General features: G+C 62.8%; 12 protein-coding genes. 4 read left to right on the forward strand and 8 right to left on the reverse strand.

From position 1 onward, the window contains the following. The first annotated feature begins 16 nt into the window (after positions 1 to 16). Positions 17 to 1,291: an NAD(P)/FAD-dependent oxidoreductase gene (locus LB569_RS04530; RefSeq protein ID WP_224691269.1), complete on the forward strand. Its 1,275-nt coding sequence runs from the start codon at positions 17 to 19 to the stop codon at positions 1,289 to 1,291. A gap of 35 nt (positions 1,292 to 1,326) precedes the next feature. Here LB569_RS04530 and LB569_RS04535 read toward each other — a convergent pair whose 3' ends face one another. The 6 genes from LB569_RS04535 to argE form a co-directional block, all read right to left on the reverse strand. Next, positions 1,327 to 2,784: an NAD-dependent succinate-semialdehyde dehydrogenase gene (locus tag LB569_RS04535; RefSeq protein ID WP_140707584.1), complete on the reverse strand. Its 1,458-nt coding sequence runs from the start codon at positions 2,782 to 2,784 to the stop codon at positions 1,327 to 1,329. A 17-nt stretch (positions 2,785 to 2,801) separates the two neighbouring features. Beyond that, positions 2,802 to 3,845 (reverse strand): tartrate dehydrogenase, encoded by a 1,044-nt coding sequence (locus tag LB569_RS04540; RefSeq protein ID WP_140806874.1) that lies wholly within the window; start codon positions 3,843 to 3,845, stop codon positions 2,802 to 2,804. Positions 3,846 to 3,855: 10 nt separating this feature from the next. Beyond that, positions 3,856 to 5,319, reverse strand: a complete 1,464-nt coding sequence (locus LB569_RS04545; protein ID WP_224691270.1) for an aldehyde dehydrogenase family protein — start codon at positions 5,317 to 5,319, stop codon at positions 3,856 to 3,858. A 147-nt stretch (positions 5,320 to 5,466) separates the two neighbouring features. Beyond that, positions 5,467 to 5,820, reverse strand: coding sequence for a cupin domain-containing protein (locus LB569_RS04550; RefSeq protein ID WP_140806885.1), 354 nt, complete (start codon positions 5,818 to 5,820; stop codon positions 5,467 to 5,469). A gap of 23 nt (positions 5,821 to 5,843) precedes the next feature. Beyond that, entirely contained in the window at positions 5,844 to 6,767 is a 924-nt protein-coding gene (locus LB569_RS04555; RefSeq protein WP_140716977.1) for a 2-hydroxyacid dehydrogenase, read from the reverse strand. Positions 6,768 to 6,779: 12 nt separating this feature from the next. Next, entirely contained in the window at positions 6,780 to 7,904 is a 1,125-nt protein-coding gene (gene argE / locus LB569_RS04560; RefSeq protein WP_140806871.1) for an acetylornithine deacetylase, read from the reverse strand. 240 nt (positions 7,905 to 8,144) lie between these two features. Here argE and LB569_RS04565 point away from each other — a divergent pair, with 240 nt between their 5' ends. Then, positions 8,145 to 9,047 carry a GNAT family N-acetyltransferase gene (locus LB569_RS04565; protein WP_224691271.1) on the forward strand — a complete coding sequence of 301 codons (903 nt, stop codon included), beginning with the start codon at positions 8,145 to 8,147 and terminating at the stop codon, positions 9,045 to 9,047. A gap of 893 nt (positions 9,048 to 9,940) precedes the next feature. Here LB569_RS04565 and LB569_RS04570 read toward each other — a convergent pair. Together LB569_RS04570 and LB569_RS31990 are read right to left on the reverse strand one after the other, a co-directional pair. Next, the gene (locus LB569_RS04570; protein WP_224691272.1) at positions 9,941 to 10,162 is read right to left on the reverse strand and encodes a hypothetical protein; all 222 of its coding nucleotides are present in this window, start codon (positions 10,160 to 10,162) and stop codon (positions 9,941 to 9,943) included. Continuing rightward, positions 10,159 to 10,242 carry an MgtC/SapB family protein gene (locus LB569_RS31990; RefSeq protein WP_224691503.1) on the reverse strand — a complete coding sequence of 28 codons (84 nt, stop codon included), beginning with the start codon at positions 10,240 to 10,242 and terminating at the stop codon, positions 10,159 to 10,161. Before LB569_RS31990 ends, LB569_RS04570 begins: the two co-directional genes overlap by 4 nt. Positions 10,243 to 11,002: 760 nt before the next feature. Here LB569_RS31990 and LB569_RS04580 point away from each other — a divergent pair. Together LB569_RS04580 and LB569_RS04585 are read left to right on the forward strand one after the other, a co-directional pair. Then, positions 11,003 to 11,821, forward strand: coding sequence for a hypothetical protein (locus tag LB569_RS04580; RefSeq protein WP_224691273.1), 819 nt, complete (start codon positions 11,003 to 11,005; stop codon positions 11,819 to 11,821). Further along, positions 11,802 to 12,278, forward strand: a complete 477-nt coding sequence (locus LB569_RS04585; protein WP_224691274.1) for a hypothetical protein — start codon at positions 11,802 to 11,804, stop codon at positions 12,276 to 12,278. Before LB569_RS04580 ends, LB569_RS04585 begins: the two co-directional genes overlap by 20 nt. The last annotated feature ends 290 nt before the right edge of the window (positions 12,279 to 12,568 follow it).

Raw genomic sequence — 12,568 nt, forward strand, 5'->3', positions numbered from 1 at the left:
AACAGGCGGATTCCCGATGAAGTTCGTATCCTACTGGCACGACACCGCCCCTGCCTTTTCCGGAGGGGCGCAAGGCCCGGTCGAGGGGCACTACGATGCCGCCGTCATCGGCGGTGGCTTCACCAGTCTCGCCGCCGCGCGCCAATTGGCGAAGGCCGGCGCCAAGGTGGTCGTGCTGGAGGCGGAGCGGGTGGGCTGGGGCGCATCGGGCCGCAATGGCGGGCACCTCAACAACGGCCTTGCCCACGGCTATCTCTCCGCCAAGGCGGAGCTCGGCAAGGACCGCGCAATCGCGCTCTACCGGGCGCTGGACGACTCCGTCGACACCATAGAGGCGCTAGTCGCGGAGGAAGGCATCGACTGCAATTTCCGCCGCGCCGGCAAGCTGAAGCTCGCCTCCAAGCCGCAGCATTTTGCATTAATCGCCCGCAATTTCGAAGCCCTTCACGCCGAGGTGGATCCGGACACGGCGCTGCTGTCGGCGGCGGATCTCAAGTCCGAGATCGGTTCACCCTTCCACGGCGCGATGCTGTCGAAGAAGAGCGCCATGATGCATATGGGCCGCTATGTCGCGGGTCTCGCCACTTCAGCCGCCCGCCACGGCGCCGTGATCCACGAGAACGCGGCGGTGACGGGCCGCAAGCAGGCCGGCGGCAGGCATGAGCTGACCACCTCGCGTGGCCGGATCAGCGCCGACAATGTGCTGGTGGCGACCGGCGCCTACACGACGCCTGATTTCGGCTATTTCCGCCGCCGGATCATCTCCGTCGGCAGCTTCATCATCGCCACGCGGCCGTTGAGCGACGCCGAGATCGCCGCCACCATGCCCGGCAACCGGACATGCGTGACCTCGATGAACATCGGCAACTACTTCCGGCTTTCGCCCGACAGGCGCCTGATCTTCGGCGGCCGCGCGCGCTTTTCGGCGACATCGGACCAGCGCTCCGACGCCAGGAGCGGAGAGATCTTGCGGGCAGGCCTCGCGGCGATCTTTCCGCAGCTGGCCAAGGTCGAGATCGATTATTGCTGGGGCGGGCTGGTCGACATGACCAAGGACCGCTTCCCGCGCGCCGGCTACCATGACGGTGTCTGGTTCGCGATGGGCTATTCCGGCCACGGTGCGCAGCTTTCCACCCATCTCGGCATGATCCTGGCCGATGCCATGCTCGGCCGCGAGGACCGCAATCCGATGAAGGGGCTCGAATGGCCGTCCATTCCCGGTTACTCCGGCAAGCCCTGGTTCCTGCCGATGGTCGGCCTCTACTACAAGGCGCTCGACCGGATTCAGTGATCGCCGGTCTGGCCCGGCTTGGGCAAAAAATTGCCTCAGCTGAGCCCGCCGATGTGAAAGCTCTTCATCTCGAGATACTCCTCGATGCCGGCCTGCGCGCCCTCTCGCCCGAGGCCGGACAGCTTGACGCCGCCGAAAGGGGCGACCTCGATCGAAACCGAGCCGGTGTTCAACCCCACCATGCCGAACTCCAACGCCTCGCCGACGCGCCAGGCGCGTTTCAGGTTTTCGGTGTAGAAGTAGGAAGCAAGCCCGTAGGGCGTGCCGTTGGCCAGCGCGATCGCCTCCTCTTCCGTCTCGAACCGGAAAAGCGGCGCGACCGGGCCGAACGTTTCCTCACCGGCAAGCTGCATCTCTTTCGTGGCGCCGGTCAGCACCAGCGGCGCGACATATTGAGGACCGTCGGGCAATGCCGGCTTCTCGGTGATGATCGCAGCACCCTTGGCGAGCGCGTCCTCGACGTGGCGGTTTATCTTCTCGACCGCTGCCATGTTGATCATCGGCCCGATGGCGACGCCGGGCTGCGTGCCCGGTCCGACCGTCATGGCGTTGACGCGGGCGGATAGCTTGGCGGCGAAGGCTTCATAGACGCCGGACTGGACGAGGATGCGGTTGGCGCAGACGCAGGTTTGGCCGCCGTTTCTGAACTTCGAGACGAGTGCACCCTCGATCGCGAGATCGAGATCGGCGTCGTCGAAGACGATGAAGGGCGCGTTGCCGCCGAGTTCGAGGCTGAGCCGCTTCACGCTGTCGGCGGCCCCGCGCATCAGCAGCGAGCCGACCCGCGTCGAGCCGGTGAAGGAGATCTTGCGGACGGCCTCGTTCGCCATGATTTCGTTGCCGATCTCCGTGGGCATGCCGGTGACGATGTTGATGACGCCGGCGGGGATGCCGGCGCGTTCGGCAAGCACGCCGAGCGCCAGCGCCGAATAGGGCGTGAACTCGGATGGCTTGATCACCACCGTGCAGCCGGCGGCCAGTGCCGGCGCGACCTTGCGGGTGATCATCGCATTGGGGAAGTTCCACGGCGTAATGATGCCGCAAACGCCAACCGGTTCTTTCAGCACGATGATGCGGCGGTCGGAGGTGGGTGAGGGGATGGTGTGGCCATTGATGCGGCGCGCTTCCTCCGCGAACCATTTGACGAAGGCCGCACCGTAACGGATCTCGCCTTTGGCTTCGTCCAGCGGTTTGCCCTGTTCCGTCGTCAGGATCAGCGCGAGATCGTCCAGATGCGCAAGCATCAGGCCATGCCATGCCTCCAGCAGCGTAGCACGCTCGGCGTTGGTTTTCTTCTTCCAGTCCCCATAGGCGGCAGCCGCGGCCTCTATGGCCGCACGCGTTTCCGGACCGGCCATGTCGGGCACCGTGCCGATCGCCACCTGGGTTGCCGGATCGATGACGTCGACCGTCCTGCCGGAGCCGGCAGCAACCCATTCGCCGCCGATCAGGCCGGCTTCGCGGAAGAGGCTTTTGTCTCTGAGGTTTTTCATCGGATACGACCTTGCAATCACGTGAGCGCGGCGACGACGGCGGCCGTGATGGCCTCCGTCCGGTCCTTGCCGGGAATGGTGCCTATGCCTCTGGCGGTTGCAGCCTCGACCCCCTTGATGACGCGGTCGGCCGCTGCCTTTTCACCGAGATGATCGAGCATCATGGCGCCGGACCAGATGGCGGCGATCGGATTGGCGATGCCGAGATGGGCAATGTCGGGCGCCGAGCCGTGCACCGGCTCGAACATGGATGGTGCCGAGCGGCCGGGATTGATGTTGGCGGAGGCGGCATAGCCGAGCCCGCCCTGGATTGCCGCGCCGATGTCGGTGAGGATATCGCCGAACAGGTTGGAGGCAACGACCACGTCGAGACTCTCCGGCGCCATGATCATGCGCGCGGCAAGCGCGTCGACATGATAGCTGGTGACTTCGATATCAGGATAGTCCGCGGCCAGCTTTCGCGTGATCTCGTCCCAGAACACCATCGAGTATTTCTGCGCGTTGGACTTGGTGACGGAGGCAAGTTTGCCTCGCCTTGCCCGCGCCTGCTCGAAGCCGAAGCGCAGAATGCGCTCGACGCCGGCGCGGGTGAAGATCGAGGTCTCCACGGCGACCTCGTCCAGCGTGCCTTGATGCACGCGCCCGCCGGCACCAGAATATTCACCTTCGGTATTCTCGCGGATGCACAATATGTCGAAGTTCTCCGCCCGCAGCGGTCCCGTGACGCCCGGCAGCAGGCGATGCGGCCGGATGTTGGCGTACTGCACGAACGCCTTGCGGATCGGCAGCAGCAGGCCGTGTAGCGAGACGGAATCCGGCACTTCCGCCGGCCAGCCGACCGCGCCGAGCAGGATGGCGTCGAAGCCGCGCAAGGTCTCGATGCCGTCCTGCGGCATCATGCGGCCGGTATCCTTGAAGAATTTGCAGGACCAGGGGAACTCGGTTCCGGTCAGCGCAAAGCCGAAGTTTCCGGCCACCGTTTCCAGCACCGTCCAGGCGGCGGCGGTCACATCGCTGCCGATGCCGTCACCGGGGATCAGGGCAATCGAATAGGACTTCATCGGCATCTCTCTAGAGGCTGATCAGGACGCTCTTGGTCCTGCGGTTGGCGAGATAGGCCTCGCGGCCGAGATCCTTGCCGATGCCGGAGCGCTTGTAGCCTCCGGTCGGCAGGATATGGTCGCGCGAGCGGCTGTAGCGATTGACCCAGACGGTGCCCGCCTCAAGCTTGCGCGCGAAGCGGATGGTGCGGGACAGGTCGGAAGTGAACAGGCCGGAAGCCAGCCCGTAGGTTGGATGGCTGGACAGCGCCAGCGCCTCTTCCTCGGTCTCGAAGGTCTGAATGGTCAGGACCGGGCCGAAGATTTCCTCGACAATCGCCGGATTGGCCTGGTCGACATCGGCGATCAGCGTCGGCTGGTAGAAATAGCCGGGGCTGTCCATGACGCCGCCACCGGTCAGGCATTCGCCGCCGGCGTCGATCGCGGCCCGCACGATGCAGTCGACACGCGCCCGCTGCCGCTCCGAGATAACAGGCGAATATTGCGTTGCCTCGTCCCAGGTCGGGCCGGGGCGCACAGCCTTCATCCTCTCCAGGATCGCGGCCGTCAGCCTGTCGGCCACGCTCCTCTCGACGATCAGGCGTGTGCCGGCGACGCAGGCCTGGCCGGCATTGAAAGTGACGCTGCCGGCGACGGCCGTTGCCGCCTTGTCCAGATCGGCATCGGCAAAGACGATCTGCGGGCTCTTGCCGCCGAGTTCCAGCGTCATCGGCTTGACGCCGGTGCGGGCCACGTTCTCCATGATTGCCGATCCGGCGCGGGTCGAGCCGGTGAAGCTGATCTTGGCGATATCGAGATGGCCGGTCAGCGCCGTGCCGGTCGTCGGACCGTCTCCCAGCACCACGTTTATGAGCCCTGCCGGCAGGCCCGCTTTGACGGCGAGTTGCGCCATGTAGACTGCCGAAAAGGGCGTCATTTCCGATGGCTTCAGCACGACCGCATTGCCCGCGGCCAATGCCGGACCGAGCTTCCATCCGGCCATCGAGATGGGAAAATTCCAGGGCGTGATCGCGCCGACCACGCCATAGGGCTCGCTCATGATCATGCCGAGAGTGGCGTCGTCGGTCGGCACGAGCTCGCTGCCTTCCTTGTCGGCGAATTCGGCAAAGAAACGGATCTGCTCGGCGGTTATCGCGATGTCGCCGGCAACGAGCTGGCCGACAGGCCGGGTGGAGCACAGCGCCTCGATCCTGGCCAGCGTTTCGGCTTCCGCTTCGATCAGGTCGGCCCAGGCCTGGAGTGCCTTCGTCCGTTCGCGCGGCCGAACGCCGCCCCAGTTGCTGGACTTCAGCGCCGCGTTGGCGCTTTCAACGGCACGGTCGACCATGTCGACGCCGGCCACCGGGCAAGCGGCATATGCCTTGCCGTCCGACGGTCGGTGCATCTCGATCGCACCCTCGGCCGCGATCAACTCGCCGCCAATGAAATGGCCGACGGGAAGGGAGACGGTATCCGGGTCGAAGCTCAGGCCCATGGCACCCACTCTGGAATATTCTGCAGGAGCCTAGCGCGGGCTCTGGCGCAGCATGCACCGTTCGACGATCGGTCGCGGATGATTGTTGTGTGCCGGCGATGACAGACGGCAAAATCTGTTGCGGAGGCCGGCGCCTTCGCGCTCCCGCTACCCCACGGTTACGTAGATCTTGCGGACCGTTTCGATGGTCTTCCAAATCCCGGTGAAGCCAGGTTTCATCACGAAGCTGTCGCCGGCGCGGTAGGTCACCGTTTTGCCGCCGTTGGGCGTGATTTCGATCACGCCGGAGAGGATGTGGCAGAACTCGAAAGTCTCGCCCTTGATCGAGCGCGTTTCGCCAGGCGTCGCCTCCCAGACGCCGGTATGGACGAGGTCGCCCTTGGCGACATCCTGAGCCCAGGTCTTGAAGGCGGGGTTGCCGGAAATCAGCCGTTCGGGCAGCGCCCCGGATTCGCGCGGCTGGAAGGCAGGGCTGGTATCGACGGTCTTGAGCAGGGACAAGGGATAGCCTTTCATGTTGAAATTCAATAGCCGCGCGACCGGTCGACGAGCCCGATGGGGTCAAGACCGGCGCGGTAACGCTTGATGTTTTCGACAACGGCCTGTGCGGCGCTGGCGGGCTGGGTGACGCTGGCGACATGCGGGGTCAGAATGATCTTCGGATGCGACCAGAACGGATGGCCCGCCGGCAGCGGTTCGGGATCGGTGACGTCGATCATCGCCGCCGAAATGTGGCCGCTGTCGAGTGCGGCGACAAGGGCTTCCTGGTCGAGCTGCGGCCCCCGGCCGGTGTGGACGAGCGCCGCGCCCTCGGGCAGTTTCGCAAACAGGCCGGCATCGAGGAAACCCCGCGTCTCCTCGGTCAGCGGCAGCAGGCAGATCAAAATGTCGCTGGCCGCAAGCATCTCGTTCAATCCGGGCTCGCCATGATGACAGGTCACGCCCTCGATCCGCCGCGGCGAGCGGCTCCATCCTGCAAGCGGGAAGCCGAAGGGCTTCAGGCGATCGAGGACGGCTTGGCCAAGCTGCCCGAGGCCGAGCACGCCAACCCGACGCGACCCGGCCTGCGGCTGCGCGATATCGGCCCATTCGCGGGCGCGCTGCTGCGCCAGATATCCAGGCAGGTTGCGGTGGAGCCCGAGCACGGCAAGCGTCACATATTCCTGCATCATGCGCACGATGCCTTGCTCGATCATGCGCACGATCTTCACCTTCGCAGGCACCGCATCGAGGCGAAACTGGTCGACGCCGGCGCCGATGGAGAACAGGATTTCCAGGTTCCTGTAGCGGGCGAGATTATCCGGCACGGTCCAACTGATCAGGTAACGCACGGTGTCGGGATTGACCGTTGCGGCATTCATCGTCAAGGGGACGTCCGGCAGGTCTCTCGCGAAGGCATCGGCGAAGACCGCCCCGCGGCGCGCATCGGAATTGAACAGGAATGTCATTCCAGTTCCCTTTCAAGCCGCGCAGCGGGCGCCCAGCGCTTCGATCAATCGCTGGCAGGCGGCAAGTTCGCTGGCAAGGATGTATTCGTCCGGCTTGTGGGCGCGGTCGATGTCGCCGGGGCCGCAGATGATCGCATCGAGCCCGGCGGCCTGGTAAAGTCCGGCCTCCGTACCGTAGCTGACGGCGGCAAGCGGCACCTCGCCGGTCAAGGCGTGCAGCAGTCCAGCGAGTGGCGCGTCCGGCGGCAGCGACATCGCCGGATAGGCGCTCATCGGACTCCACTCGATGCGAAAGCCATCCGCCGCGAGAGCCTCTGCGCGTGCCCTCACAGGCGCCAGCAGGCTCGCCGGGTCGACGCCAGGTATGGCGCGTGCCTCCAGGTCCAGCGTGCAGGTGTCGGGGATGATGTTGACCTGATGTCCGCCCGCGACGACGCCAGCTTGCAGCGAGGAGTAGGATGGCTCGAAGGCAGGGTCGACTGGACCGTGCGTCAGCCGTTCGGCCTCGTTCACGGCCGCGCCCAGCACAGCGGCCATGGCATGGATGGCGTTGAGGCCGAGATCGGGTCTTGAGGAATGCCCCGCACGTCCCTTGATGGATACGCGGGCGGCTGCCTTGCCCTTGTGGCCGCGCACGGCGCGCATGCCGCTCGGCTCGCCGACGATGACGCCGAGCGGCTTGGCGCAAAGTTCGGGAAGGCGGGCGATCAAATGCGGCACGCCGCGACATCCCACTTCCTCGTCATAGGAGAAGGCGAGGTGGATGGGCCTGGCAAGGCGCAGTCCCGCAAGCCTGGGAGCGGCCGCGAGTGCTGCGGCAAGAAACCCCTTCATGTCCGTGGTGCCTCGTCCGTAGAGCCGTTCGCCCTCCTTGCGCAGCGCGAAAGGGCTCGAGCTCCATTGCGGCTCGCTGGCGGGAACAACGTCCATATGGCCGGACAGTATGTAGCCCGGGCCATCGGCAGGGCCGATCGTCGCGAAAAGATTGGAACGATCGCCTTCCGGCCCTGGAAGCACGGTGACCTGGATTCCCTGTTCCGCGAGATAGGCCTCGATCCAGCCGGCGACGTCGCCGTTCGGCCTGCCGGCGACCGATGGAAAGGCGACGAGACGATCGAGGATGTCGAAGACGTCCATTCCAGCCCTCAAAGCGTTTCGGATTGGCCGGGATCGGTGCCGTCGACCATATGCTGCCAGATTTCCAAAGAGGATGCCTGCGTTCTTTCGCGATTGCGTGCCGAAAGCTGAAATGTTTCAGTTGAATCTTGCGTTGCTGCGCGGCTTTCGAGCAAATCGTATCGGTCTGCTCGTTTAGCGTTGGCGGCAGAGGGTGGCCATCGGTGCGTGGCGCTCTGGTTGCGGAAATCTTGCAGGGGCATGGAATTGAAGCCGTCCGGAAGCTTGAAAATCGATACCTTCTCGATGCGGATTGGCGACATCGAAGACGTCGAACTGGACCGTTTGCACGCGCTCTCGCTCTCCGTGGGATGGCCGCATCGCGCCGAGGATTGGCAATTCGTGCGTGAATCGGGGCAGGGGTTGGTGGCGCTCGATGAGATCGGCCGGGTTCTCGGCTCGGCCATGTGGTTCGCGCATGGTACCGATTTCGCCACCGTGGGCATGGTCATCACCTCACCGCGACTCCAGACGCTGGGGGCGGGGCAATGGTTGATGAAGCGGGTCTTCGACAAGGTCGTCGGCCGCGACTTGCGCCTCAACGCAACGCGCGCGGCAAGGCGGCTCTATCTCTCGCTCGACTTCCAGCCGGAGAAGACCGTTTATCAATGCCAGGGCATCGTCCGTGCGCAGACGACAGTTGGGCAGGAAAATACCCGCGGCGAAGTCCGGAGTTTAGTCGAAAATGATATTCCCGCCGTGATCGCGCTCGACGCGGCAGGGTTTGGCGTGAGGCGGGCGGCGCTCATCGAGAAGCTTTTGGCACACTCGGCCGGCTATGGTCTTTTCAAGGGCGATAAGCTGAACGCATTCGCGCTCTGCCGGCCGTTCGGACGAGGCCATGTCGTGGGGCCGGTCGTGGCGGAAAGCGACGCCGACGCCGTGGCGATCGTCCGGCCGCACGTGGCCGACCGTGCGGGGTCTTTCCTGCGTATCGACACCCACATGGACAATGGCGAGTTCGCTGCCTTTCTGTCGCACAGCGGAATGCCAGTTTTCGACACGGTGCTCACCATGTCGCTGGGCAAACACCTCTCCGATTTTGGCATCGACGGCGCAGTTGCACCGGTGACCTATGCCCTCGCCAGTCAAACTCTTGGGTAATTCAGTCTCCCCCGAACCGTGCACTTAGGGACTCGTGTCCAGCGAACGGCGAGTGCTACAGGGAGCCACTCATCGCATAAACCGAGCCAAAGGCGAGCGGTCACTGACGAGTTTGGAAAGGGCGGGCAGGAGCTAATGCACCAAGCCGGTTGATACCGCCGGATCAGGAAAACCGACTGGGGCCGTGCACCTCGAGTGCGAGCTTACGATTGGGCCTGAGCCGCGCGAACGGCATTGTGGCAGCGACACATGAATGGCCGCACCTACAGGTCGGATATATGGCCGCACGAATCAGGAACTGCAAAAGCCGAACGAACCCCTAGCCAACGGAGAGCCGTACGTCAGACGGTTCTACAATTGGCCATCGACTGGGGTGCCTAGAAGCTTTTCGAACTTTCTGTCTTGCGGCTGCCGTCGAGATGCGCGCGCTTCTGAAGGAGGTCGGGGTGTCTGGATCCGCTGTGGTGCAACCTTGATCCAAGCATCTATGGGGGTTCGAGTCGGTAGGGCGTTACCGTCTTTCCCCCCATCCTGGAACACTGCGATCTTTCTACGATGTTGGGCATGATGGACCTGTCTTGGTGCTGGGAAGAGCGCTGGAGAAAGGAAACTTGACCCGAAGCCTGACTTACGTCTGCCGCGACGTGAATGGCTGCTCTGCGCCAATGTCGGACCCCAAACTTGCTACTTCCCGTTAGCCGACATTCCATGCGACCCCGTTATACTCGTGGTTGAGCCGATGGGACATCGAATGCTGAGGGTTTAGCTTCGGGCGACATACGTCTGAGGGCGCCGGGCGGAGGGCGATACCCATCTGGTAGAGGAAAGCGTCGATGTGCGGAGAGCAACCCTGCCGTTGCTGCATTAAAGACGACGACGTCGGCGTCAGGCGCTCAAAAATCTGACAAGAGGCGGACGAGCCGTCCAGGCGCGACGTGCCGTATTGCTGCGCCAGTGGTGAGCACTTGGATTTCCATTGCGAAGAAGACTATTCCGGCCGCCAAGTGCGCCACGCCTGCCGATGTCGCCTCAATCAACCGGATCGGATTGATTGCGACTTCCTGGCCGTCGAAGACATGAAAGTGGGTGGTCTCGATGGTCAGGATGGCAATCATAGTGTCGCCACGCAGACGAGGATATGGGCCCTCAATCCGGTCGGTCGGTCCCGCCACTCGCGCGCAATGCCGACGACCAAGCCTTGGGAACCGGCGTCTGCCGGCCCCGGCTACCCGCCAAGCTCTACCTGATCAGACTGAGAAGGATGGGACTGCACCTAATCCAGAAAATACGGAAGTGGTGTTGCCGCTAACGGACCAAAAGCCAAAAAAGGCCTGCCCAGAAGGCAGCATTCGACGCGATCAAGAACGTCCAGGCTTGGGCGCGGTGTGTCATCATATGACGATGAAACGAATTCATTAATTTATGGTGAACCGCTGTCCAACATGGCGAAGGGCACTCGGGTACGACTATTTCACGGCAGGACTACACCCTACGGTGTAGATACGTCGTGTGGGCGCACATGCTAGTGTGCGAGTACGAAATTTGGGTACCGCCCCGCCGAGGTTGAGGAGTAGCAAGATGGACTGCAGGGCCGTGATTTGTGCTGGTGCGATTGTGCTGTGCACCTCTGCCCCTAGCTTTGCTCTGGCATCATGGTTTCCAGAGAAGGGGGGAAATGACGGAGGCTCCCCAGTCACGCACTCCGCGCCGGGTCCGGTGATCGGCCTCGGACTGCCGGCGTTGGTTTTGGGGGGGTATGTCTGGTACCGCCGCAAGCAGAAGCAAAATAAGCGCTAGCTTCTGCGGTCTCGATTATGTCCGAGCGAGCTCATGCGTCGAAATTATATCGCGTGACTCTGGGACAGCCAATGCGACCTATCTCAAAACCGGCGGATCGGACCGACGCTGGCATACTCCAAAGGCATGTCTGGCCATGTCGGGCGCTGAGTTTCGAGATGCCCGCCAGCATCTACACCTCCAGAACCCTTGTCTACGGCGGCCTGGCGATCGTCGGTTTCTCGAACGGCGCCAGTGAACGCATTGCCGCGGAGCTAGACCAGAAGGGAGTGCTGGCAGCTTTTTACAACACCTTCGGCGTCAGCACTGTCGTATGGGCTGCTCTTTTGGTCGGTGTGTGTTTTTTGTTGCGCAGCAATCCGCAACCAATGCGTCGGATTGATATTGCAATTGCCACGTCGGCTGCGGTCGCCTTCCTGTTGCCGCTCCCGGCCTTGAGTTGGCTCGCGATTAGTCTGATCGCAGCGCACCTGGCATTTTCATCTCGATCCACGGATTTGGAGCGCAGGGCCGCGGCCGTCCTTGGTGCCGCGACCGTTCCCATGCTCTGGGCAAGGGTTCTTTTTGCCAGTATGAGCAACTCGATCCTCGTCGTTGATGCCAAGCTGGTCGGATGGCTGGTTGGAACGAACAGCCACGGAAACGTGATTCCGTTCGCCGACGGTTCTGGCATGCTGTTCCTAGAACCGGCATGTTCGTCATTGACCAACGTATCCCTCGCGTATCTATGCGGCATCTTGTTTCTGAAAATATACGATCAATATTGGTCGCTTTCGGCGATTAGGACTATTGTGGTAGCATGCATTTCGACAATCTCTCTTAATGTAATCCGCATAAGTGCAATCTGCCTCTTGCCAAGATATTACGACGAAATTCATGGGCCTATTGGCGCGACATTGGCTGGTTGGGCAACAATGGGCACTGTCTTGGCAATTTACATTCGAGGTATCAAGCCCAATGCGACCGCTGATGCTTAGCGCTGCTTTCGCCACATTGCTGGCGACAAGCTTGGCAGTGAAGACTGTTTTTGGTGCCGCAGCCAGCCAGGGCGTATCCTATCCGAGCGACGACGACATCGTAGCCCTTATGGCAAAGCATCGGTTCAAGATCGAGCGCGCGGCCCCAAACACCGATCCGACCTGGATTTATGGAACTCGAGACCAGTGCCAGATCCAGATCGCCAACGTTTCAGTCCAAGGCTGGCATCGAGCCATAGTTGAATGGCAAGGGGTGGGGAAAACATTGATTTTTTCTGCCGAGGGACGACTCTATCAGCACCAGCCCATTCTGCAGCCGCTCGTCGTCCACTATGTGCGTCGATTGGAAAGACAGGTTGGGATAGCGGCACCTCCGGTGGTTGTACGAGCAATCGTCATTTCACCTGCCTGTCCATCCGGCCTTTTAGATCTGGCCGATCTTGCCGCCCTATCGTAGCGTCTTGCGTGGTCTAGCGGGCGGTGATGGCGACCGCTCGCCGGCGGGCCGGCGCCATTCGTCGCTCACGCATTCGCCGCTGATCAGTGCAACGTGGCTCAGGTGCGCGCAATGCGCGCAGCGAGTCGACATTCCGGGGCCATGCACGTGGTGGGCTGGATCTGGTTGTCAATGAGGTTCGGCGCCCCGCAGCTGTTTAAATGGCGCTCTCCTCAGGATAAATGCCGGGATTTCGGTGCGCCCCTTGATCTGAGCGCCTAGTCGGCTCAACCGGACGGCCCCAAGCGACG

Source organism: Mesorhizobium sp. BH1-1-4 (assembly GCF_020165665.1).
Taxonomy (GTDB): Bacteria; Pseudomonadota; Alphaproteobacteria; order Rhizobiales; family Rhizobiaceae; genus Mesorhizobium.